Source organism: Paenibacillus sp. EB106-05-06-XG162, assembly GCF_058791655.1.
The window spans coordinates 204,258-227,771 of the sequence record NZ_JBYTDT010000007.1 but is presented as its reverse complement, the minus strand read 5'-3'; the positions used below and the strand labels follow the sequence as shown (position 1 = coordinate 227,771).

The 23,514-nt window shown below is 46.4% G+C and carries 17 protein-coding genes; 9 read left to right on the top strand and 8 right to left on the bottom strand.

Going from position 1 to position 23,514, the window contains the following annotated elements; all coding sequences use genetic code 11:
- The first annotated feature begins 10 nt into the window (after window positions 1-10).
- The 6 genes from AC3WU2_RS17185 to AC3WU2_RS17160 all read left to right on the top strand — a co-directional run bounded on the left by AC3WU2_RS17185 (window position 11) and on the right by AC3WU2_RS17160 (window position 9,130).
- Window positions 11-3,145 carry a hybrid sensor histidine kinase/response regulator gene (locus AC3WU2_RS17185; RefSeq protein ID WP_492456238.1) on the top strand — a complete coding sequence of 1,045 codons (3,135 nt, stop codon included), beginning with the start codon at window positions 11-13 and terminating at the stop codon, window positions 3,143-3,145.
- A gap of 69 nt (window positions 3,146-3,214) precedes the next feature.
- A complete protein-coding gene (gene mraY / locus AC3WU2_RS17180) occupies window positions 3,215-4,168 on the top strand; it encodes a phospho-N-acetylmuramoyl-pentapeptide-transferase (protein ID WP_492456236.1) in 954 nt (317 codons plus the stop codon).
- Between the two features lie 84 nt (window positions 4,169-4,252).
- Window positions 4,253-4,564: an ArsR/SmtB family transcription factor gene (locus AC3WU2_RS17175; RefSeq protein ID WP_492456234.1), complete on the top strand. Its 312-nt coding sequence runs from the start codon at window positions 4,253-4,255 to the stop codon at window positions 4,562-4,564.
- Between the two features lie 81 nt (window positions 4,565-4,645).
- Window positions 4,646-5,806: an MFS transporter gene (locus AC3WU2_RS17170; protein ID WP_492456231.1), complete on the top strand. Its 1,161-nt coding sequence runs from the start codon at window positions 4,646-4,648 to the stop codon at window positions 5,804-5,806.
- Between the two features lie 196 nt (window positions 5,807-6,002).
- Window positions 6,003-7,367, top strand: coding sequence for a TrkH family potassium uptake protein (locus AC3WU2_RS17165; protein ID WP_492456229.1), 1,365 nt, complete (start codon window positions 6,003-6,005; stop codon window positions 7,365-7,367).
- Window positions 7,368-7,471: 104 nt separating this feature from the next.
- On the top strand, window positions 7,472-9,130 hold the full coding sequence (locus AC3WU2_RS17160) for a histidine kinase N-terminal 7TM domain-containing diguanylate cyclase (protein WP_492456226.1): 1,659 nt from the start codon (window positions 7,472-7,474) through the stop codon (window positions 9,128-9,130).
- A gap of 100 nt (window positions 9,131-9,230) precedes the next feature.
- Here AC3WU2_RS17160 and AC3WU2_RS17155 read toward each other — a convergent pair whose 3' ends face one another.
- The 6 genes from AC3WU2_RS17155 to AC3WU2_RS17130 form a co-directional block, all read right to left on the bottom strand.
- Window positions 9,231-11,198 (bottom strand): methyl-accepting chemotaxis protein, encoded by a 1,968-nt coding sequence (locus AC3WU2_RS17155; RefSeq protein ID WP_492456224.1) that lies wholly within the window; start codon window positions 11,196-11,198, stop codon window positions 9,231-9,233.
- Window positions 11,199-11,418: 220 nt separating this feature from the next.
- The gene (locus AC3WU2_RS17150; protein WP_492456222.1) at window positions 11,419-12,801 is read right to left on the bottom strand and encodes a sugar porter family MFS transporter; all 1,383 of its coding nucleotides are present in this window, start codon (window positions 12,799-12,801) and stop codon (window positions 11,419-11,421) included.
- Between the two features lie 256 nt (window positions 12,802-13,057).
- Window positions 13,058-14,428: a response regulator transcription factor gene (locus tag AC3WU2_RS17145; RefSeq protein WP_492456220.1), complete on the bottom strand. Its 1,371-nt coding sequence runs from the start codon at window positions 14,426-14,428 to the stop codon at window positions 13,058-13,060.
- Complete coding sequence (locus AC3WU2_RS17140) at window positions 14,403-15,863, bottom strand: sensor histidine kinase (RefSeq protein WP_492456217.1); 1,461 nt, start codon at window positions 15,861-15,863, stop codon at window positions 14,403-14,405. Before AC3WU2_RS17140 ends, AC3WU2_RS17145 begins: the two co-directional genes overlap by 26 nt.
- On the bottom strand, window positions 15,860-16,849 hold the full coding sequence (locus AC3WU2_RS17135; RefSeq protein WP_492456215.1) for a substrate-binding domain-containing protein: 990 nt from the start codon (window positions 16,847-16,849) through the stop codon (window positions 15,860-15,862). The genes AC3WU2_RS17140 and AC3WU2_RS17135 overlap by 4 nt, the downstream gene beginning before the upstream one ends.
- Window positions 16,850-17,020: 171 nt before the next feature.
- Window positions 17,021-18,484, bottom strand: coding sequence for a protein adenylyltransferase SelO (locus AC3WU2_RS17130; protein WP_492456213.1), 1,464 nt, complete (start codon window positions 18,482-18,484; stop codon window positions 17,021-17,023).
- A 224-nt stretch (window positions 18,485-18,708) separates the two neighbouring features.
- Here AC3WU2_RS17130 and sigV point away from each other — a divergent pair, with 224 nt between their 5' ends.
- A complete protein-coding gene (sigV, locus tag AC3WU2_RS17125; RefSeq protein ID WP_492456211.1) occupies window positions 18,709-19,218 on the top strand; it encodes an RNA polymerase sigma factor SigV in 510 nt (169 codons plus the stop codon).
- 5 nt (window positions 19,219-19,223) lie between these two features.
- The gene (gene rsiV, locus AC3WU2_RS17120) at window positions 19,224-20,108 is read left to right on the top strand and encodes an anti-sigma-V factor RsiV (protein WP_492456209.1); all 885 of its coding nucleotides are present in this window, start codon (window positions 19,224-19,226) and stop codon (window positions 20,106-20,108) included.
- A 73-nt stretch (window positions 20,109-20,181) separates the two neighbouring features.
- On the opposite strand, the gene AC3WU2_RS17115 is transcribed toward rsiV, so the two are convergent.
- Entirely contained in the window at window positions 20,182-20,622 is a 441-nt protein-coding gene (locus tag AC3WU2_RS17115; protein WP_492456207.1) for a hypothetical protein, read from the bottom strand.
- 225 nt (window positions 20,623-20,847) lie between these two features.
- Between AC3WU2_RS17115 and AC3WU2_RS17110 the strand changes: the two genes are divergently transcribed.
- Entirely contained in the window at window positions 20,848-22,293 is a 1,446-nt protein-coding gene (locus AC3WU2_RS17110) for a DEAD/DEAH box helicase (RefSeq protein WP_492456205.1), read from the top strand.
- Window positions 22,294-22,361: 68 nt separating this feature from the next.
- Here the strand turns inward: AC3WU2_RS17110 and AC3WU2_RS17105 are convergent, their stop codons facing one another.
- Window positions 22,362-23,441 (bottom strand): saccharopine dehydrogenase NADP-binding domain-containing protein, encoded by a 1,080-nt coding sequence (locus AC3WU2_RS17105; RefSeq protein WP_492456203.1) that lies wholly within the window; start codon window positions 23,439-23,441, stop codon window positions 22,362-22,364.
- Window positions 23,442-23,514: the final 73 nt, after the last annotated feature.

Sequence of the window (23,514 nt, the reverse complement as noted above, 5' to 3'; positions counted from 1 at the left end):
ATCTCATCTCATGTCGAACTTCTCCGGTATGATGCGAATAACAAAACCTCCCCTCAAACATATAACGATTATCCTACTATTTATTGGCGTTCTTTTTAGCCTCCGCTGGACTTGGTCCGAATTTTTCACTCCATCGGAGGCGCCTCGTGCCGCCCATGGCGTACTCGACATGCGAGGCATCGACCTCGATAACGTGTCATCGTTCCCATTAGATGGAGAGTGGCAGTTCTACCCAGGCAGCCTCCTGTCTCATCAAGACATCCAGGTGACGGAGCGGCAGCCTCGCACCATTCAGGTTCCGGGTGATTGGAGCCATGCGTTGACGGGCGGTTCGGATTCCTCGTACGGCTATGGAACGTATCGGCTGCGCATTCTTGTTGATCCTCTGGAGCAGCCTATCGCAATCTGGATGAAAGGATTACAGGCCTCATCGGCCGTAGAAATTAACGGGCTAGCCACGGGAGGTAACGGCGATGTTGCCTCACTCGCTAGTGAATACAGACCCAAAAATGTCTCTTACACCACTTCCTACGATGTGGAAGGTACAACGGAACTCGAGTTGCTAATTCGAGTGGCCAACTTCGATGACCCTTATCACGGTGGCATTGTGGAGTCCTTACGCTTCGGCACGCAGGCTGCCATTGACTATGTACGCTGGTACTCGATCGGATTCCAACTGGTCATATTTATTATTCTGATGATTCACGGTTTATACGCAGGTATCCTCTATTGGTTGAATCGACGCGAGAAAACGTTGTTCATCGTCGTTCTGCTCATACTGGCGGTAAGCATCCAAATTGTGGTCAGTCATGATAATCTGCTTCAGCTGTGGCTGCCGATCAATTTTACATGGGCTCTGAAGATCAAGCTTCTCTCCATGGTATGGCAGGCCTTCTTTATTCTTATCGTATTCCGAAGATTCTCGTTGGCATCGCCAAAGAACCGATGGTTGCGCGTATATACCGCAGCGCTCGTGGCTTATTCAGGTTTGCTCGTCGCTGGATCGGCTCCACTCGTGCAGGCTACCGTAGAATTCGGAATATTCGCTATGTTCTACCTCATTCCTTTGGCTTGGTTCGTCTACTTCATCGGTATCATGATATTCGGCAAGCAAGCCGACGTTGACGCCGTCTTCTTGCTGTTATCCGCTACAAGCATACTCTCGAACATCATCTGGATCTTATGGAATGCCAACAGTGAGCTCACGATTGTGTACTACCCGATCGATCTAATCGCTGCCATAATCGGTTTCTCAACGTATTGGTTCAAGAAATTTTACCGTCACGTGCGAGCGAACACACTGCTGAATGAACAGCTCACGCAAGCTGATAGGCTTAAAGATCAATTTCTCGCCAATACGTCGCACGAGTTAAGAACGCCACTGCATGGGATCATGAATATTGCGCAAACCGTCGTTACGAGAGAGAAAGCACAGATGAGCAAGAGCACGCTGAAGGACATGGAGCTGCTAGTCACGATCAGCCGCCGTATGTCACATCTGCTTGGTGATCTGCTCGATGTGGCACGGCTTAAAGAACATCGAATTGTGCTGATGCAAGAGTCCTTAAAGGTTCAATCGATCGTTCCCGGCGTATTGGAAATGCTTAAATTCATGCTCGAAAGCAAGCCAGTCCAATTGCGCATGAATATCGCTGAGTCGATACCGCCTGTCATGGCCGATGAGAAAAGGCTCGTTCAAATTTTATATAACTTACTGCATAACGCCATCAAATACACGGAAGAAGGAACGATTACGGTATCTGCCGAGACGCGAGACGGTCATGTCGTTATCCTTGTCGCCGATACAGGAGTCGGCATGAATGAGGAGACCCTAACGCGCGTGTTCCTCCCTTATGAACAAGGATCCTATGGCATACATGATGGGCGAGGGATCGGACTGGGTTTAAGCATTTGTAAGCAGTTAGTAGAATTGCATGGCGGTACTTTGACGGTCCAATCGGAAGAGGGGAAAGGTTCCGTATTTAGCTTTGGTCTGCCACTTGCTGACCCATCGGTTAGCTTCATCGGACCAAATCCGATGCATCTTCAAGGCATGATCAACATGGGGAGTGATGAACATACCAGATTGTTCATTCCCGTCGCCGATGTCAGTGAACTGGCAGCATCTATGCTTCCAGAACCATTGTTACATGGTGTTGATAGAGCAAATATTCTTGCGGTGGACGACGATCCCGTCAACTTAAGCGTGCTCGTCGGCATTCTTGCAACGGAGCCATACCATATCACGATCGTGGGTTCAGCGCGTGAAGCGTTGGAGCTGCTGGGCACCAAGCCATGGGATCTGCTGATTGCCGATGTCATGATGCCGCATATGTCCGGATACGAGCTGACGCAACGGGTACGAGAGAATTATTCCGTATCCGAGCTTCCCGTACTGCTGTTAACCGCACGCAGTCAGCCTGCGGACATCTACACCGGATTCTTGTCAGGAGCGAACGATTACGTCACGAAGCCTGTAGATGCGCTCGAATTAAAATATCGCATCCGAGCATTAACTGCGCTCAAACAATCGATCAATGAACGGTTACGAATGGAAGCCGCCTACCTGCAGGCGCAAATTCACCCTCATTTTCTATTCAACACGCTGAATTCCATTATGGCATTGAGCGACATAGACACGGAGAAGATGCGCAACCTGGGTGAAGCCTTTGCCTCTTATCTGCGGATTAGCTTTGATTTTCTGAACGCGGGCAAATTGGTAGACCTCTCTCACGAGCTTGAGCTCGTCGAAGCCTATCTCTATATCGAGAAAGAGCGATTCGAGGACCGGTTATCGATCTTGTGGGAGATTGATCCGGACATCCGCGTTCTTCTCCCCCCGCTTACGATCCAGCCGCTGGTTGAGAATGCGGTTAGGCACGGGCTCCTCAGCCGGCAACAAGGGGGCACGGTTCATATTCGGATTGCCAAGCTTGACGGTTATACTCGCATCGATGTCATCGATGACGGCAAAGGCATGGCGCAAGATAAAGTGGCACTGCTGCTGAATCAGCCGTCCAAAAGCAAGGGCGGAATCGGGCTTTACAATACGAATCGCCGGTTGACACAATTGTATGGCCAAGGCTTGTCTATCCATAGCAAACCTCATGAAGGCACGACCGTATCATTCGTTATTCCAGACTAAGAGGAATATTTGTCCATATAATGAAAATATAATAAGATAGAGTGATATCGATCAAAGGAGAAACTTCCTATGGAGTCTTCATTATTTGCTGCTTTAAGTATTTCTTTTTTGCTGGTAGCGATGCTAACACCTATTTTAATTTGGGGATTACGTAGTCTGAAGCTCACGCAACCAATCCGAGTAGAGCTGCCGCCAGAACATCATGCCAAACGCGGCACGCCGCTCATGGCCGGCATCATCCTGCTTATCGGGGTACTGACTTCAATCTACTTCCACCCCAAACCGCTTGTTCTTTTTATCGGGGCAACATTTGTGTTATTTAGTCTCGTTGGCTTTATGGATGATTTTAAGAAGGCGGCATTTCAAGACCCGTCGGGGATATCGGGGAAAACAAAACTGATCTTTCAATTTACATTCACCATTGCCCTGCTGCTTATCTTGCTATTCCAATTCGATTTGAGTTCAGAGATTACGATATTCAAAGATTTCACCATTCATTTACCTATCCTTGCGTATCTCGTCATCATGACATTGTTTATTGTCGGATCTGCGAATGCAATCAATTTTACGGATGGGCTCGACGGCCTGCTGATCAACGTTGCCATACCCACCTTCTTTTTCTTCTTTGTCATTTCGGAGCGAATTGAAGTAAAGACATTTTCCTTGGTCATGGTCGGCTGCCTGCTAGGGTTATTTATTTACAATATTTATCCGGCAAAAGCCTTCATGGGCGACACGGGTTCCCTTGCCATTGGCGGATCTCTCGCGTTCTTAGCGGTCATAGAAAAGGTGGAAATCTTAATCCCCATCCTATTCTCCGTTTATCTCGTCGAGCAATTCTCCGTGATCCTGCAGGTCTGGTATTATAAAAAAACCAAATTAAGAATATTCCGCATGGCGCCGATTCATTTTCACTTTAGTCTGAAATACGGCTGGAGCGAGAACAAAATCGTCATGATATTCGGATTTATTTCCTGGTTCTCCGCATTGATCTCCTGGGCGATCTGGAAGTACATATTATAAGTACGGAATGAATTGACCGAGGCACTCCGTTGCCTTCGGTCATTTTACATTTACAAATCTATAAAAGTAGATATAATATTCTATATGGAACCTTTATTGATATATAAAGCTTTATCGAACGAGACGCGTTGTCAGATCATGCAATGGTTAAAAAAACCCGAGGAATTCTTTGATGAAAAGCCCTATTTACAACAAGACCTCAGTTTCCGGATTGGCGTGTGCGTAGGAGATATTCAGGCAAAATCTGGACTTGCACAGTCGGTGATCTCGAGTTATTTGTTGACGATGCAAAAAGCGGGCTTGTTAGAGTCTGAGCGAATCGGCAAGTGGACGTATTATCGTCGGAATGAACAGACCATACAAGCATTTTCCAACTATATCCAAAATAAACTGTAAACGGAGAGGAGGATCTCTTTTTTTGTTTTAACATATCTATTTTTCTATATATATAAATATGAATGGAGACTTACATCGAACATGAAAAAGATTAACTCGTTACTTATCATCATTCTGGCTCTAGGCGTATTCGGCATTATCACGACCGAAATGGGCATTATCGGGGTTCTGCCCCAAGTCATTCAAAAATTTAATATCTCGGCTTCACAAGCTGGTTGGCTTATCAGTATATTTGCTCTAGTCGTTGCCGTCTCAGGTCCATTCCTGACATTACTCACATCCGGTATCAATCGGAAAATCGTTCTATTAACGGCCGTCCTATTATTCGCGATATCCAATATCGTGTATGCCTATACGACGAAATTTGAAGTTATGCTAGCTTTCCGTATTATCCCCGCCATTTTCCATCCCGTATTCTTCTCCGTCGCCCTTGTGACGGCAGCTAAACTTGTTCCCACGGAGAAGGGCAGCAAGGCGATTACGCAAGTTTTTGCTGGAATAACGGTCGGATTCGCTTTTGGCGTGCCTTTGACTTCGTATCTCGCCGAGCAGTTTTCATTAGAAGCTGCTTTCTTGTTCGGCGCATTGGTGAGCGCGATTGCCTTCGTAGGCATACTTGCCTGGCTCCCCTCCGTGCCTGTCACAGAAAAGATGTCCTATGGCAAACAGCTTGGCATTCTACGCAAACCTCAATTGTGGTTAAATATCGTGACCGTTATTTTTATCTTTGCGGCAATGTTCTCGGTGTATAGCTACTTTGCTGAATATCTTGGACAAGTCACCGCAATGAACGGGTCATGGGTAAGCATCATGTTGATGGCCTTTGGTGTCATCATGATTTTGGGGAATTTTATGTTTGGGGAATTGTTGCATAGAAACATGACCAAAACCGTCATCCTGTTTCCTCTCCTCTATGCGGTAATATACTTATTCGTTTATTATCTGGGGCCTTATTTCGTTCCGATGATTGTGGTCGTCTTCATGTGGGGGGCGGTGCATTCGGGCGGGCTGATCGTCAGTCAAGCATGGCTAACGACGGAGTCGAGAGAAGCCCCTGAATTTGGCAACAGCTTATTTGTCTCATTTTCCAATCTTGGAATTACACTAGGTACTTCTGTCGGCGGTTGGTTTATTGCTCGATTGGGCATCCATCAACTCATCTGGAGTGGTGTGATGTTTGCTCTCCTAGCTTTCTTATTCATCATGATCAAGATAAAGATCTCCAAATCAAGCATAGCGTAGATTCTAATGACCACAAATTTTGTAAACCATCCGTTACTAGAGAAAAAGCATGGAGTATGGTAGACTCTATTCTAAGCAACGAAAAATGATCCTATGCGTATAAGCCTATAGAAGAGTTAGCTCTTCTATAGGTTTCTTTTCTGCTGCCAATATCTCATATTTATATGATGAATACAATTGAGAGGTTAAGTAATCCATGTTCAAGAAAATGAAAAACTGGCTGGAAAGGCGTTCCCCGGCCCAGGTGATATCCGGCTATTATTTACTCGCAGTCACCATTTCTATCTTACTATTCAATATCCCTGCGGTGCATAAACCTGGGGTCAACCTGACTTTTTTCGATACGGTCTTCACCGCTGTCAGTGTCGTAAGCGACACCGGCTTAGGTGTTATCAATGTCTCGGAAACCTTTAGCGTGTTCGGGTATTTCGTCATTATGCTCGTCCTGCAATTCGGGGGTATTGGCATTATGGCGATGAGCACATTCTTCTGGATCCTATTGGGCCGCAAAATTGGACTGCGTGAACGACGACTGATCATGGTTGACAATAATCAGTTTGCCTTATCAGGACTGGTTCAATTGGTCAAGGAAATCCTACAAATTTTTGTCCTGACAGAACTGATCGGGGCACTCCTATTCGGGTTTCATTTCTTGCGATATTTCCCGACCTGGCATGAAGCATTTCTTCAAGGTCTGTTTGCGTCCGTCAGTGCGACAACCAATGCGGGGTTAGATATCACAGGAAAATCCCTGATCCCTTTTGCAGGCGATTATTATGTGCAGCTGCTGACAATTCTGCTGATCATTTTCGGCTCCATCGGCTTCCCTGTCTTAATTGAAGTGAAGGCGTACTTGTCTAGGAGAAAGTCGAAGCTTGAACAGCCCTTCCGCTTCTCCTTGTTCACCAAGATATCGACGTTGACGTATGGGATTCTTCTTCTGATCGGGACCGTCCTTATTTTCGCACTCGAATATCAACATTTTTTCAAGGGTATGGCGTGGCATGAGAGCTTTTTCTATTCGTTCTTCCAAGCGGCAACGACGAGAAGCGCCGGGCTTACGACCATGGATATTAGTGAATTTTCGCATCCGACGCTTTTGGTTATGGGTGTGCTCATGTTTATTGGCGGATCCCCGAATTCGGTAGGCGGCGGAATTCGGACGACAACCTTTGCACTGAACATGTTATTCATCTATCATTTCGCTAGAGGGAACCGGGAGATTAAGGTGTTCAAACGCGAGCTGCACCAAGATGATGTGATGAAGTCACTCGCCATTACCTTATTGGCCGTGATTATGTGCGGTATATCCGTCGTAGCGATCAGTATTTCGGACAAGCAGCATCAGCTGATAGAAATTTTCCTGGAGGTCTGCTCTGCCTTTGGTACGGTAGGCTTGTCTACGGGAATTACCCCGGAACTTAGCACTTTTGCGAAATCGATTCTTATCGTTCTGATGTTCATCGGAAGAATCGGACTTACCTCATTCTTATATATCATTGGCGGCAACAAAAAGGAAGCAAGATACCATTATCCTGTCGAGCGAGTGATTACGGGTTAACTAATATTTCACAATTTTGCATATTATAAGCCCTTTCGACTTCCTTATATGAAGCGAAGGGCTTATAATGAATTGGATTATTATGACATAGAGGTGTATATTGGGTGTGGATTGACTTGATTTTGTTTTTCCTTTTATTTGCCCTATTTGCTTACGTATTTGTTACCGTAACCATTACGAACTTGCACAAGGCTTATTTAGTATTCCACTTTTCCATGATGGTATGGCCGTTCTGCCAGTTTGCTATAAAAGCAACGGAGAATACCAATTTTCAATTACTTTATGTGAAGCTCGCTTTTGTAGATATGTCTATGTTGACCATAGGATGGCTATTATTCACACTTTTCCTCACGGGTCGATCTCTATTTCCGCGAAGAAACGTAACCTTCGCCATTTCCGTTCCTGCGCTATTCGCAGCCCTCATCGTGATTAGCAATCCCAATGCGATGTTCGTCAGCCCTCTAGACGACGGATATATCCAAAGAGCTTATGGACCGCTTTTTTGGCTCTGTATCACGATTTTTATAGGATATGTGGTCGTTTCGCTTTATCTCATGTATCTCGCTTTGGCAGCCAACAGCCCGCCTCGCATCAAGAAGCAGGTGAAGCAAGTGCTGTTAGGTATTGTGGTCATGACTGCGTTCATTCTATCAGACATCTTCATCAACGTTGTTTTCTTGCACTCCCAGGAAGTTATTCCAGGGTTGACGTCTATCGGCATTTTGCTATCTGCTGTCATCTTTGTTATTGCCATTCATCGCGATAAAGTATTCGATATTGTTACCATTGCCCACCAAGACATCATTAACACCATAGCGCACGGGATTCTCGTGCTAGACGACAATGAGACCATTGTAGAAATAAACCAGTCGCTTCGTCCCTATGTCGACTTGCATGTAGGTGACCACTTCGATATAACATCCATCCTCCCACATCATGAATCCGCTAACAAAACAAACTTATTTATTCAGGCTTATCAAGAATATCCTCTAGAGAGAACCGAAATTGAAGTGATATATCATCATATAATCGATCGCAGCTATGTCCATATTCATGCCGCCCCGATTATGGTTGGAGATACTATGGTTGGGCGAATCATCACGTTTCAGGATATGAGCGTCCTTCGCCGCCTCATCGACGAGACCAATTTGCAGAACCAAATCTTACAAGACCGAAACCAGTCCTTAATTGCGATTCAGCAGGAACTTTTTGAGTCCAACCAGAAACTCGAGAAGATGGCGATCACCGACAGCTTGACGAATTGTTACAATCGGCATTACTTAACACAACAATTAGAGCTTGAAGTGATGAAAAATATGAACCATCAAATACCGTTTACATTGCTTCTAATCGACATCGATTTTTTTAAATCAGTCAATGACAACTACGGACATCTGGTCGGTGATCAAGTCATATGCAACACGGTGGAAGCCATTAAGCAGCATCTGCGTCCGCGTGACATTTTGGCTCGTTATGGCGGGGAGGAGTTCATTATCTATCTGCCCAATACGAATCAAACCCAAGCAAGCATCCTAGCTGAGCGTATCAAGTCTACCGTCGAATCGAAAAAAATGATTGTCTCTCAGATTAAGCCTGCTTTATCGATCACCATCAGCATAGGATTGCTAGCCTTGGACAAAATGTCGATGCAGCACTCCAAGGACTCGAAATCAACCCTTAATGAATTGTTCCAATCTGTAGACGAAGCCTTGTATCAGGCCAAAAGAGAAGGACGCAACCGAATTGTAAGCGTCGCAAGATAAATAACAACGACTATGCTGCGGTAAAATTTAAGGGCGCCCCGTTGGGCGCCCTCTTCTTGATATTCAAAGATCATTCCGTGATCGGATACACGACATTTGCTTAGAGCTTGAATTGGGAGATAACTACTTTCAAGCGATCCGCCATCTTCGACAGCGCTTCTGCTGAGATGCTGATTTCCTGCATGGAAGCAAGCTGTTCTTCCGTCGTAGCTGAGACACTCTGTGTGTTCCCAGCCATCGCCGTTGTGATCGACTTGGTATCATGGATATCACTGGCCATTTGCTCGGTTCCCGCTGCCATCTGTTGAACCGAAGCCGATACTTCTTGGATCTGCGTTGCAACGATATTCACCGACTGTTCGATACGCTGGAAAGCTTCGCCTGCCTCATGCATCACTTCGATACCAAGCGTTACCTCCGCTGCACTCTTCTCTGTATCCTGTGCGGATCTGAGCATCTCTGACTGGATATGTTGGATCGTCTCGGCAATTTGCTGCGCCATCGAGTTGGACTGCTCGGCAAGCTTACGTACTTCTGTAGCGACGACAGCGAAGCCTCGCCCATGCTCTCCTGCGCGGGCAGCCTCAATCGAAGCATTAAGCGCGAGCAAATTCGTCTGCGAAGCAATGCCGGCAATCGCTTGTACGATGTCATCAATACTGCGCGCCTGATCACTTAGACCTTTCATGGATTGGCCGAGCTGACTGACGCTGCTGCTAATCGAATGCATCTGATGAACTGTTTTTTGAATGGAATGATTACCCGCTTCAACCATGTCAGACGAATGAACGGCTGCCTGGGACACGGTCTGTGAGCTCCCCGCAATCTGTCTTACTCCCATGATCATCTCTTGAACCGTGAGATCGACACGGTTCATGCTATTCATCTGCTCATCCGATCCTTCTGCCAGCCGCATTATACTCTCAGCCGTATACTGGGAGGCTTGGGCTGATTGCTCGGAAGCAGCCGCCAGCTCTTGGGAAGAAGCGGACAGCTGCATCGACGTATCCGACACTTCCTGCAATACATTGCACAAAGAGTCTGTCATCTTATCGAAAGCTTCACTTAGAATACCGATTTCATCTTGCGATTCATTATGTACCCGCTTCGTTAAATCGCCATCGCTAACCATATTGGCTGCCTGAATCAATCGTCTCAGCGGTTTCAGGATCGATCTGACCGTAACATATACGATGACAAATCCGACCAATAAACCAATAACGATCACAATAACAGTCGTTCGGAAGATCGGCCCAGCAGCGTCCGTAAATTCCTGAACATTGATGGTTCCTGCAATTTTCCAGCCCGTCTGCTCATTGGTCACGAAGTCCATGATTTTGGGACTGCCCTCGTGTACATAATCCACATGTCCGGAAGATTTGGCATATACATCATCCAGCCAGCTTTCCTTCAATACATGCCCGGCTTTGTGTGTCGGATGAACGATGACTCTTCGATTCTGATCTAGAATAACAGAGTAACCTTTTTCCCCCACCTTCATGTTCTGAGCTATCGTTAGGATCTGTTCAAGATTTACATCTACAGCGACGACCCCCGAGCCGTCTTCAAGCGCTCGCGAGATCGTAATGACCATATTGCCTGTTGTAGATGATTTATAAGGAGGAGAAACGATGGCATTTCCTTTTTGTTCCATGCTCGCCTTGTACCAATCCCGGTTGCGTGGGTCATAGTCATCAGGCATTTTCACATCAGGAAATTGAATCATGATTCCGTCGAACGTGCCTACATAGGAGAGCTCGATCCCCTTATGCTGAAGCTGGAATTGTTCAATGAGTTGCCGAGCAGAAGTATAACTCTGTTCCTTATCCCCTTGATATCGGATTGTGTTGGCTAGGAAGGCAACATTCTGTTTATTTTCCAGAATGACCGAACTCAATTTTTCATTCAATAACTTGACACTTTGCTCCGTACCTTGCCTGATTTGCTTCTCTACAATGGAGCTGGCGCTATTATAGGAAAATAGGCCAATAGCTAGACTGGGCGCGATCAAAATTACAATAAAAGATATAATAAGTCTCGCCCGTATTGTGAATCTCCATTTCATCATGTTCCCACCTTTTGAAGTTATGTAATTCTTGACGCCTTCTCACCGCTTTACTATTATCGGCATTTGACGATATAGACTACACCTCTACCGAGACATTTTCGGAGCAAGCGACTGACCTACAAGTTTTGCTTACAAAACTCGCTTTGAAAGCGAGGAAGGTTCAATCGCCAATGATGAATAGCAAAGATGCCGGGACAATTGTCCCGGCATCTTTATATTTTTAACCTTTTGAGGAGGCCAACAAGGATTCGATTTCCTCCAGCGATTTCCCCTTCGTCTCAGGTACGATCCGCCAAGTGAAGAAGAACGTAATCACGGACATGACACCGAAGATCCAGAAGGTAACTGCCGGTCCTGCGGAAGCAAGCATCGGAGGAAAGGTCTGGGACACGATATAATCCGCTGCCCACAATGCCATCGACGCAATAGCCGTCGCTTTCCCGCGAATACGATTCGGGAAGATTTCGGACATAATCACCCAGACAACGGGACCGAGCGATATCGCGAAGGAGGCGACATACACCAAAATAAAGATGAGCACGAGAACCCCGGAGGTATGCCCCGTATAAAATGCAGCTCCAATCACCGCCAGGCTCACTGCCATGGAAGCCGATCCAACCATTAGCAGAACCTTACGCCCGACCTTATCAATCAGCCAAATCGCAAGAATAGTGAACACGAAATTAATGAATCCAACCAGGATGGTCTGAATCAGCGCAGCGTTCGTGCCCGCACCCGTTTCCTTAAAGATCTCCGGTGCATAATACATCACGGCGTTAATACCCGTAACTTGCTGAAGAATCGCGAGTCCAACGCCTACGATTAGCGCAATCCGCAACGTAGGACCGAACAACTGACGGATCGAACCGCTCTCCTGTGCGAACGATTTCTTAATGTCCAATACTTCCTGCTTCGCCAGTTCCTCACCGTGAATTTTGAGCAGGATCGGCAGAGATTCAGCTGCCTTGCCCTGCTTAATCAACCATCTTGGGCTCTCCGGCACGAAGAATAGCAGTACCAAGAATAGTAGGCCTGGTAGGACGCCGAAACCGAACATATAGCGCCAACCCATCGCAATATCCCATGCGTCATTCCCATACCCGGCAATACCGAGATTAATGAAATAGGTAAGGAAGATCCCCGTCACCGTTGCGAACTGGTTCAAGGCTACCAGCCGGCCTCGATATTTCGCAGGCGCGATCTCCGCATTATAGAGCGGACAAAGGGTAGAGGTAATTCCGATACCAATACCGCCGATAATTCTAGCGATGATATAAGCGCTGAAGGTCGTCGGAATGGCAGATCCGATAGACCCGATAATAAACAGGATCGCAGCGGTAATAAGCACCTTCTTCCGGCCGAATCTGTCACCAAGCACACCAGAGCTTGCAGCTCCGGCAATACAGCCGATAATCAAGCTGGAGACAGCCCACCCTACTTCCACTTCATTTAAGCTGAAATGATCTTTCATAAAACCAATCGCACCTGACACGACAGCAGTGTCAAATCCGAATAATAACCCGCCCAGAGCGGCAACCATGGAGACGAGGGTAACAAATCGCATGCTGACTTGTTGACCTTCATTGTGTTCTTTTATGCTCACGGAAGATGATCCTTTCTGACTTATTCGTACTTACATACGAGTCCTTTTATCTGATAATACAAGGTATATTCGTTACTGAGAGCCCATTATAGCATGGGATGAGCCCAGGTCAGGGTTCGATTGCCTTCACTTATTTGTCGTATACCAGCATAATATTAGGCCAAGCTTCCGCTGCCTAGCATCAGAGCCATCGACTAGCACATTATTGTCCCCCAAAAACAAAAAAGTCCATGCATCACAGCATGAACCTCATGAATTAGAGTTGATTGCGATATTCGGTTGGCGATACCTTAGCGACCTTCTTGAATACACGGCTGAAGTAATTCGGATCTTTATAGCCTACGAGATAACAGACTTCCTTCAAGCTGAGCTGGCCTTCTCCGATCAATGCCTTGGCCTTGTCGATACGCAGCCTCGTCACATAATCGATGAAGGTCTCTCCGGTCTGCTGCTTGAATACTTTGCTGAAATAATGCGGGTTCAAGTGGACGTGCTCCGCCACATCCTCAAGCGAGAGTTCTTCACGGAATCGCTCTTGAATGAACGTCACGGCATTATCAATGACGCTCCATGTGCGCTGTTCCCGCTCCTCCCGAATGCGCTTGATGGCTAATTCCACGTAAGTACGTTCAGCGACATGCTCTGTCATCACAGGATCAGCAGTTTGGTCCGAGAGCCCTCCCGGCGACGGCATAGCTAGATCTTCAAAAAGACATAGACTGCCCCATTGCTTATGATACGTTGATGCAAATACGCCTTCAAAATAGGATCTTCGGATGCCCGGGGTTTCTGCTCCCACCGTGCCAATCCCTACCGTCGCGTCAATCCCGTGCTGCTCGCGAAGAATCTCAATCAGCTTCATGCCAAGACCATGCGCCTCCTCCCGGAGTACCACGTCCTTCGACGAATCCTTCTCCAGTAGGAAAATGGCCATATGCCCATATACCATGGAGCTGACCACACAGCCGGTGCGCTGCTTGATGAACCCTTTCGCTACGTTTTTTACGGTTTCGAACAGATATTTCTTGTCATTGCCAATCTCCTTGTGAGGCAGCTTCCCCATTTCCGGCAGGGCTAGCACGATCGCGCATCCTTTATCGATGGAGACACCAAGGATGTCTGCCAGCTGCCCCACTTCCGTCTCATTCACTTGGTCAGACATAAAGACGAGCGCCATTTCCGTCTCTGCCAGTGGGAGCAGCTGGAAGAACTTATCCCTCATTGCGATCGCCTCATCGCGCTTCCGCTTGTCTTGGTCAATCTCGTCGATTAACCGCTGCAGGAGTGCGGCGATATGGTCGCGTTTGGCCGGTTTAACCAAATACTCCTTGACTCCGAGTGCTAGCGCCTCTTTGGCATATTCAAAATATTCATAGGCGGTAACCAGAATCATTTTGACCTGCGGGTGGTGAGCTTTGATTTCTTTTAACGCCTCAAGCCCTTGAATGCCCGGCATCTTAATGTCCATCATAATAATATGCGGACGAAATTCATATGCCTTCTGAATCGCGATGCGTCCATTCTCCGCATGCATGATCTCGAAGGTATTCGGCAGCATTCGGTTCACGATCCATTCGATGCCTTCCCGTTCAAGCGCCTCGTCATCTGCGATCAATAAACGATACATCTTCCTCCTCCTTTCCTGCAGCAGGAAACCGAATCAGAACCGTCGTTCCGAGGCCCGGCTTACTATCAATGTCTACGAGATCTTCCCTGCCATAGAACAATTCTAATCGTCTGAACACATTGCGTGTGCCAAGGCCCGTAGACTGTCCCTTAGCCTCTGCAACCGGCGGCCTGGCATCGATTTGAAGCAAGGACTGACGTACCTCTTCGCTCATGCCGATCCCGTTGTCAGAGATGGAGACTCTGACTTCCCCGGGACCGCAGGACACAGCAAGCTTAATCTCAGCTCCCTGCTCCATGCCCTCGATACCATGCACGAACACATTCTCCAGCAGGGGCTGCAGCGTCAACGTTGGAACCCATATGTTCAATCCCCGCTCATCGATATCAGTAATGAACCGAATGCGATCACGGAACCGGGCCTGTTGAATCGTAAAGTATTCTTTGGCATGCTCCACTTCATCCCGGAGGGTTACCGGATGATCCAGCTTCCGAAGGTTATATCGGAGAAGATTGGACATGGTGACGGTGAGATCGCTTGTTTTCTCCGCACCCTCGAGCAGAGCAAGCTTGGATAGAACATTCAGCGAGTTAAAGAGGAAGTGGGGATTCATCTGATTCTGCAGCACTTCCAGCTCCAATGTTTTGACCAGCTTGTCCTTCTCCAAGCTTGCTTTCTCTTTCTCAATCAGCTCTTTCAGGTTGTCTTGCATATGTTCAAATGCTCTGGATAATATCCCAAACTCATGATTCTCACTTAACTGTGGGGAGGAGACTTGTAGATTACCATCGGATATTTGCTGTGCGGTTCGCGTCAACTGCTTAATGGGTCTCGTGATGCCTAAGGAAATCCAATAGGCAAACACGACACTGATCAGCGTATTCAAGATAAAGACCGCGACGCCCCAATTATTCATTGCTTTGGTTTGGGTGAAAATCTGCCGATAAAAAGGCTGGTAATAGCTAAGCTCCAAATCGTTGAGCTCGTGCCCCTCTTCCTGGATGAACGCGGCAGTCCGCTCAGCCTCTTCATAGAAAGCCGCATACGCCAAAGCATCTGTCCGGCTCAGAGCATCGATTACTCTCGCTTCTTGCTCCATAAAGGTGTCGACCATATGACGATAGCTGCGGACGGTAAGATCTGTAGATGGAATGGTATCTTGCGCCGACAGGCTTTCCCGCAGAACATTCAGCTCATGTTGCTGATGAATCAATTCGCTGTTGTTGTCCTTGCTTCGATCTGTCAAATAAACATTCAGAGCCCGAAGATTGTTCTGTGTCTGTTCCGCAATTTGCTTGTATAATAATACCCGGTCCAGCATCACATTATAACTGTTCTGTACCTTTATGCCGCTCTGGAAGATGAAGAATGACAACGCGCTGCTCACGATAAATAGGGATGGAATCACAATAAACAGCATTCTACGTATATTCATGGGCTGTTCCCCTCTGATTTCACGTTGTCACGATCCAGAATGCTCGTTGCAACGAAGTGCTGAACCGGAATAGCGTCCCCCTTGAAGACCGCATCTACCAATTCAACGGCTTTGGCTCCAATTTCTCGGGGCTGTTGAACCACAGAGGCTGTAATGAGTCCATCCGCGATCCCTTGCCGCGTTACCTCCAAATCATCAAATCCAAATACGCGTACATCCGCTCTATCCGCCGCTTTCAATCCTTCAACAATTCCTGCGGCATCCAAAGAGCTAAGTCCCACCATCGTCTGAATACGCGGGTATTGCTTCAATAAGGCTTCTGTCTGCTTCGCAGCTTGAATCCGTGAAATATTCGATGAGCGGACAGCCACGATCTCATAACCCGGTGTATTGGAAATCATGGAACGGAGCCCCTCGAGCCGCAGCTGTTGATTGTCAGCCCATTCACTTCCGATGATGACGCCAATACGTCCCCGCTCAGCAGCATTTTGTATCACAAGCTCTCCCATGCGTTTGCCCGCTTCCCTATTATCTGTTCCCACGTAAGCAATCCGCTTGCTATCCGGCTCATCCGCATCGATTGTAATTACGGGGATCCCTTGATCGATGGCCTTGTTAATTAATTGCGTATATGGCTGACCCTTCATGCCCTGTACGAGAATCGCATCTGGTTTCGCAGCAATCGACTTTTCTAGAAGCTTCGTCTGTTCGGTAGGATTGATACGAATCGGGCCCATGTAATCGATTGCGATTCCCCGCTGCATTGCAGCTTCATTGGCTCCCTTTTCTACAGCCCGCCAGAATGGATTGTCTAGTTCTTGGGCAATTAGCACAACATGTTTCATCGATTTGCTCACGACGCTGCTCTGGTTCATTTCCCGAACCAGATGATCAATCTTCAGCGTAGGAGACACAAACTGGTATAAAAAATAACAGAAAACAAGAAGTATGCCGATCAGCCCTAATGTCCTGTATCTATTGAACATGGGTCCCTCCAAAGTTTTGTCTACATATCATGTTTTATTATATAGAGGCTGCTGGATAAACGGAAATCCCCCGTATAGAGTATTATAAGAGCCTTGCCACCATACAGTGGCAAGGCTCTTAGGGCATCTGACATAACCATGTGAATTTGTATCTGATTGGACCGTTGGAAATCACGTACCGCAATAGGTACGATACGGCATGGTCGAGTCCGACAATGTGCAGTATTCCTTCTGATCATCGGCGTACGCATAAGGCTCAGATAGAGCAGCGAGCAGCCGTTCCATCACGCTATAGTCGCCTTGTTCTTCGGCAGCTTCTAATGCCGCTTCGACCCGATGGTTCCGCGGGATGACCGCCGGATTACTGCTTCGCATCAATTGATTCGAATCCGCTCTTGATTCCTGTTGTCGGCCTAATCTTGCCTCCCAGCGTTCATGCCACGAAGTGAACTCGGGAGACCCGAACAGGTCTGATTCCTCCAACTGATTCAAGGTTAAGGCACGGAATGTATTGGTATAGTCCGCACGATGCTTTTCCATCAACCCGAGCAGGTCATTGATAAGCTCTTCATCCTGCTTCTCTTCGCCCAAGATCCCCAATTTAGCCCGCATGCCCTCGTTCCAGTTCACGTGATATAAATCCATAAATCCGGCAATCTTGTCTTGTGCCAATTGAACAGCCTGCTCCTGATCCTCATGGAACAGCGGCAATAACGTCTCAGCGAATCGCGCAAGATTCCATCCCGCAATATACGGCTGATTGCCATAGGCATAACGGCCTTGCGAATCAATGGAGCTGAATACCGTTGCAGGATCATAGGCATCCATGAAGGCGCAAGGACCATAATCGATCGTTTCCCCGCTAATGGTCATGTTATCGGTGTTCATCACCCCATGAATAAAGCCGACCAGCTGCCATTTGGCAATTAGCGCTGCCTGACGTCGGATCACTTCCTCCAAAAGCACAAGATACCGGTTCTCACCCGCATCAACGTCTGGATAATGGCGCTCTAACGTATAGTCGGCAAGGCGACGGAGTTCCTCCACGGTGCCAAATTGTGCAACGTATTGATACGTACCAACGCGCAGATGGCTGGCCGCTACACGTGTCAGAATGGCACCCGGCAGATCCTTCTCGCGGGTAATGAACTGCCCCGTTGTTACGACGGCAAGACTGCGCGTAGTCGGGATGCCAAGGGCATGCATGGCTTCGCTGATAATATATTCGCGCAGCATCGGTCCAAGGGCTGCCCGGCCATCCCCTCCACGGGAATAAGGGGTTCTGCCTGAACCCTTTAGCTGGATATCCATACGCTCTCCTTGCGGTGTAATCTGCTCGCCCAGCAGCAACGCGCGGCCGTCCCCTAACATGTTAAAATATCCGAATTGGTGGCCTGCGTACGCTTGCGCTAACGGCGAAGCTCCTTCGGGCACCTGATTACCCGCAAGTTCTGCTACACCTTCTTCGCTCTGCAGCGCCTGAACATCCAGTCCTAAAGATGCTGCCAATGGATGGTTGAGTACGACCAGCTTCGGTGAGCGTACCGGATTCAGGCTCATACTGGAATAAAATGATTTCGGCAGCTGGGCATAACTATTATCGAAATTCCAACCTAATTTATGTTGTTTTGTCATAGGTTCTCCTTTATTTCTTATGGCTTCGCTCTGTTAATGTCCACTTCCTCCCATTTATTATACCAAACTTTTTCGGAAGAACCCCCGTCTTGCCAATACAATACAATCCACATGGACACGCAATGAGGAGGTCATAAAATGTCTAAACCAAATTAAAACTTTTTAACGTCATTCCAGCGTCATAGCTACATCAAGTAATTACGTAGAGGTGGAGGCAAGAAATCATGGCCAGCAACAAAAAAAAATTCGAGAACTCACTTATTCAGTGCATTACGGAGCACAAAGAGAGTATTTATCGGCTTGCATATAGCTATGTACGAAATAAAGAAGACGCATTGGATATTGTACAGGATTCCATACATAAGGCATTCGCAAATGCAGAATCCCTTAAGAACCCTGACGCCATCAAAAGTTGGTTCTATCGAATCGTCGTGAATACATCATTGGATTTCCTTCGGAAGCAAAAGCGCGTTCAAGTCGTTGATGAAGAAACACTAGAAGCCTATAGCCAAGGAACGTCGGACTCCTATCACGATTTTGATCTTGAACGAGCATTAGAGGAGTTGCCTGTTAAGTACCGAAGCGTCGTGGTTCTGCGATATTTCGAAGACCTCAAGATTGAAGAAGTCTCTGAAGTGTTGAATGAGAACATCAATACTGTCAAAACAAGGTTGTATCAAGCACTCCGTGTCCTGCGTGTGAAGTTAAATGATAAATCCACTATGGAGGTATAATGATCATGGATAATAATATAGAACAGTTAAAGCAAAGTTACACGGAAATTCCGATTCCTGAGGAACTGGACTTCATTGTGAAGAAAGCCATTCGCCAGAGCCGCATGAAACGAACAAATATGCGATGGATTATCGGTACAGCGGCTGCCGTTATCGTGTTCGTGTCCGGCGTAAACAGCAGTCCGGCGTTCGCAAATGCCTTCTCCAACATTCCTGTGCTCGGCAAAATCGTGGAGGTGATTACCTTCCGAGAGTATAAAGTAGATGAAGATACGTACAATGCCAATTTGAAGGTGCCAGCGGTGACAAATCTGGAGAATAAAACACTCGAACAGATGCTGAACAACAAATACCTAGATGAGAATAAGAAATTGTATGCTGAGTTTCAGAAGGATATGGATGACCTGAAAAAACAAGGCGGGGGGCACCTCGGGATTGATACAGGATATGAAGTAAAAACAGATAACGACCAAATTCTCTCGATCGGCCGTTATGAGGTCAACACCGTAGGTTCCTCCTCAACGACAATGAAATATGATACGATCGATAAGAAGAACCAAGTGTTGATTAGTCTTCCAAGCTTGTTCAAGGACGATGCCTATATCGCATCAATCAGCGAGAACATCAAGCAGCAGATGCTGGAGCAGATGAAATCCGATCCGGACAAAACCTATTGGGTGAAGAAGGATGACAAGGATACGGACCCGATGGATGATCTCTTCCAATCGATTCAAAAAGACCAGAGCTTCTATATTAACAAAGACGGCAAACTGGTTATCTCCTTCGATAAATATGAAGTGGCTCCTGGATACATGGGGATTGTAGAATTCGTGATTCCTACGGACAAAATCGCATCGGATCTCGTGAGCAGCGAATATATTAAATCGTAAGACAATAAAAGCATCTGACCATCCACACAACGAATGGATGAATCAGATGCTTTTATACTGGCTAAATACTCATTTATTCAGCAGCATGTGTCGATTCTTGCGGAGCGGCTTGATTCGCCAGTTTCTTCGGCAGCTGCCATGCTGTAACAACGGCAAGTGCCGTAAATACGATATCCATCGTGCTGAACAAGCTCGAGAGATTCTCTTGGAACACCGTCATCACTTCACTTCCGAAGATCCCAGAGATACTCTCCGTATAAATATAACCAACGGTAAAATACTTGCCGAGCAGAATACCGAGCAAACTCGCGATCACTGCAATCACTTGATGTGCTGCAGTAATTTGTTTATTCGCAAGAGTGGCAACCACATATCCAGCAAGACCGCCGACCGCCCACGCCACAATACCCAATTCGTAGTCCGTCAATGCCACGATAACTGCCCACGCTGCACCACCAACAATCGCTGCGATCAAAGCGCCTATTATCGGTAATGCGATTTTGTTACTTTCCAAAGCAATCTTCCCCCTACAGAGTTAATATTTTCCACATCGTATTTTACAATATTTTCTGAAAAACGACAATCTATTTCTTTTTCCTTTTTTATCCATCCCCCTCCTAACAAAACAGTCTTTCCACCGATCGATGTAGATTCAGAGTATAATAGAGTGTATACGACAGTTACATGGTGGAACTCTGTATGTATAAGGTTTTGAATATAGTGTAGAAGAGGTTAATTGATGAGTGAGAAACGATTTACAGCGTATCCATTAAGTGAAGAGATTGTGAGAGCACTGAACAGCTTGGGCTTTGACACGCCAACCGAGGTGCAGTCGGAAGTCATTCCTGTTGCGCTTCAGAAGAAGGATCTTGTCGTTAAATCGCAGACAGGAAGCGGCAAGACAGCTGCTTATGGCATTCCGCTCTGCGAGCTTGTGGATTGGAACGAGAATAAGCCGCAAGCATTGATCCTAACGCCAACCCGCGAACTTGCGCTACAGGTCAACGAAGATATAACGAACATTGGGCGCTTTAAGCGAATTAAGGCAACGCCTCTTTTTGGGAAACACCCTTTTCATATACAAAAGGCCGAGTTAAAGCAAAGAACGCATATCGTTGTAGGTACACCGGGACGTGTGCTGGACCATATTGAACGCGGTACACTATCGCTAGAGCGGATGGCCTACCTCGTCATTGATGAAGCGGACGAGATGCTGAATATGGGCTTTATTGAACAGGTACAGTCGATCATTCAAGCGCTGCCTCGTGACCGAGTTACCATGTTATTCTCCGCTACGTTTCCTGAGGATGTGGCCCAGCTGTCACATCAATATATGGACAATCCTGCTGAAATTGAGATCCAAGCCAGCGGGATTACGACGGCTACGATTGAGCACGCTGTTATTCAGGTATCGGAGGCGGGCAAGCTAGCACTGCTTCAGGATCTTCTAATTGTTGAGAGCCCTGACAGCTGTATCGTGTTCTGCCGTACGCAGGAGCACGTGGACCAACTATTCCGGGAAATGGCTGATCTCGGTTATCCATGTGATCGGATCCATGGCGGGATGGAGCAGGAAGAGCGGTTCGAGGTGATGCATGCGTTCCGAAGGGGACAATTCCGCTACTTGATTGCAACAGATGTAGCCGCCAGGGGGATTGATATCACAGATATTACCCATGTGATTAACTACGATATTCCGCTAGAGAAGGAAAGCTATGTTCATCGCACGGGGCGTACGGGACGTGCAGGCAAGACGGGTAAAGCCATCACCTTCATCACGCCGAGGGATGGCAGACGATTGGCCGATATTGAGGCGTATATTGGATTTGCGATTCCGAAAGTGGAAGCTCCCTCCGAAGAGGAGGTTGATCGCCGTAGAGCCGATTTCGAGAAGAAGCTTCATATTGGACCTGAACTCAAAAAAGATAAACGCGAGCAATTGAACAAGCAGATTATGAAGCTTAACTTCAATGGCGGCAAGAAGAAGAAGCTTCGCGCCGTAGATTTTGTCGGGACAATCGCTAAGCTTGACGGCGTAACGGCAGAGGATATCGGCATCATTACCATCCTCGATTTCGTGACAGATGTTGAGATTCTGAATGGCAAAGGACCGCTTGTGCTTGAAATGATGAAAGATACGACAGTAAAAGGCAAGCTGTTAAAGGTACGCAAAGGAAAAAAATAAACGCCGAGATGCCAAGTGAAAATGCCACCCCAATCCAAGGGGTGGCATTCTTTCATCTATTTCTCTACTCATCTTGTTATAAATTCTTTCAAAAGGATATCTTTACAATTGATTTCAGACAGTATTTCATCCATATCCGTTATTTCGAAAGGAAAAACGACACCTTTAATCTTTTTATGTACTGTAACTTTGGCTAAACTGGCCGTAACCATCGCCGTTGTATGATAATCTGAAAAGGTAGATAAGGATAACGTTTTTATGCACTCATGATGATCGATGATTCCTTTTACTTCAACAGTAAGAAAAGCTTGTTCATTTTTATTCGGATTATGCTTAACAACTTTTGATAGAAACTTTTTGTTATTGCGTTTAAGGATATAATCAATAACTCTAAGTCTTCTTAGAAGAGAGATTTGTTTGTTAAAGAAACGATTATTCCAAGAAGTCCAGTAGTTAATTTGTTCAACGTTTAGTTTCTGTTTTAGACAATCTTTTTCCGCGTGGTCAATAAGTCGTACTTCACTTTCATTGGATGGTTCCATAAAATACATTTTTCTCTTTTTTGTAAATCCCGCTAAGTTAGCTGTATCGCTACCCGTATCATAATGAACAGGTTGAGAAATGATTTTCAACATATCCAATATGCCAGATATCCCAGCTTTTGCATTTGTGTTTTGTAGTAATCCAATATTCACTTCCGTTACTTCTTGAAAACTAGAAACTGCTTTGTTAACCATCAACCCCGATAATCCCGGAAAAAATCCAGACATTACGACAGAGCCTACATCATTTTTATCAGCATCTTTATGTAGTCGTTTTACTTTTTCTACAAAGTTAGGGAATGGGGTTACATCAATACAAAGAATATGATGATCTATACAAGCTCTTTGAATGTACGGATTTTGTTGATTTACAGCAACGATTACAATATCGACATTCTGAATGGTCTTCGTTATGTTTTCATTATTTGTTGTATCTAAATATCGGAATATTGCTTCCCGATGGATCGACTCTGCTAACCTCGTTCCTCTTTCTTCTTGATAATCAGTTACAATCAAGGTCACTTGGTTATTAAAAATGCGAAGTAATTCCATGCAAATCAATCTACCAAGAACCCCTGAGGCTCCAACAACCATTACTTTTATCATACGAGTATCCTCTCCTGCCAACTTATACGCCTTCCAGGGCTCCAGCAATCCGCATTCCGGTTCTTGCTAGTAG

Bases quoted from the DNA above. Each gene is read 5' to 3' on its own strand.
- AC3WU2_RS17185 (WP_492456238.1), top strand. From the start codon at position 11: ATGTCGAACTTCTCCGGTATGATGCGAATAACAAAACCTCCCCTCAAA.
- mraY (WP_492456236.1), top strand. From the start codon at position 3,215: ATGGAGTCTTCATTATTTGCTGCTTTAAGTATTTCTTTTTTGCTGGTA.
- AC3WU2_RS17175 (WP_492456234.1), top strand. From the start codon at position 4,253: ATGGAACCTTTATTGATATATAAAGCTTTATCGAACGAGACGCGTTGT.
- AC3WU2_RS17170 (WP_492456231.1), top strand. From the start codon at position 4,646: ATGAAAAAGATTAACTCGTTACTTATCATCATTCTGGCTCTAGGCGTA.
- AC3WU2_RS17165 (WP_492456229.1), top strand. From the start codon at position 6,003: ATGTTCAAGAAAATGAAAAACTGGCTGGAAAGGCGTTCCCCGGCCCAG.
- AC3WU2_RS17155 (WP_492456224.1), bottom strand. From the start codon at position 11,198: ATGATGAAATGGAGATTCACAATACGGGCGAGACTTATTATATCTTTT.
- AC3WU2_RS17145 (WP_492456220.1), bottom strand. From the start codon at position 14,428: ATGTATCGTTTATTGATCGCAGATGACGAGGCGCTTGAACGGGAAGGC.
- AC3WU2_RS17140 (WP_492456217.1), bottom strand. From the start codon at position 15,863: ATGAATATACGTAGAATGCTGTTTATTGTGATTCCATCCCTATTTATC.
- AC3WU2_RS17135 (WP_492456215.1), bottom strand. From the start codon at position 16,849: ATGTTCAATAGATACAGGACATTAGGGCTGATCGGCATACTTCTTGTT.
- AC3WU2_RS17130 (WP_492456213.1), bottom strand. From the start codon at position 18,484: ATGACAAAACAACATAAATTAGGTTGGAATTTCGATAATAGTTATGCC.
- sigV (WP_492456211.1), top strand. From the start codon at position 18,709: ATGGCCAGCAACAAAAAAAAATTCGAGAACTCACTTATTCAGTGCATT.
- rsiV (WP_492456209.1), top strand. From the start codon at position 19,224: ATGGATAATAATATAGAACAGTTAAAGCAAAGTTACACGGAAATTCCG.
- AC3WU2_RS17110 (WP_492456205.1), top strand. From the start codon at position 20,848: ATGAGTGAGAAACGATTTACAGCGTATCCATTAAGTGAAGAGATTGTG.
- AC3WU2_RS17105 (WP_492456203.1), bottom strand. From the start codon at position 23,441: ATGATAAAAGTAATGGTTGTTGGAGCCTCAGGGGTTCTTGGTAGATTG.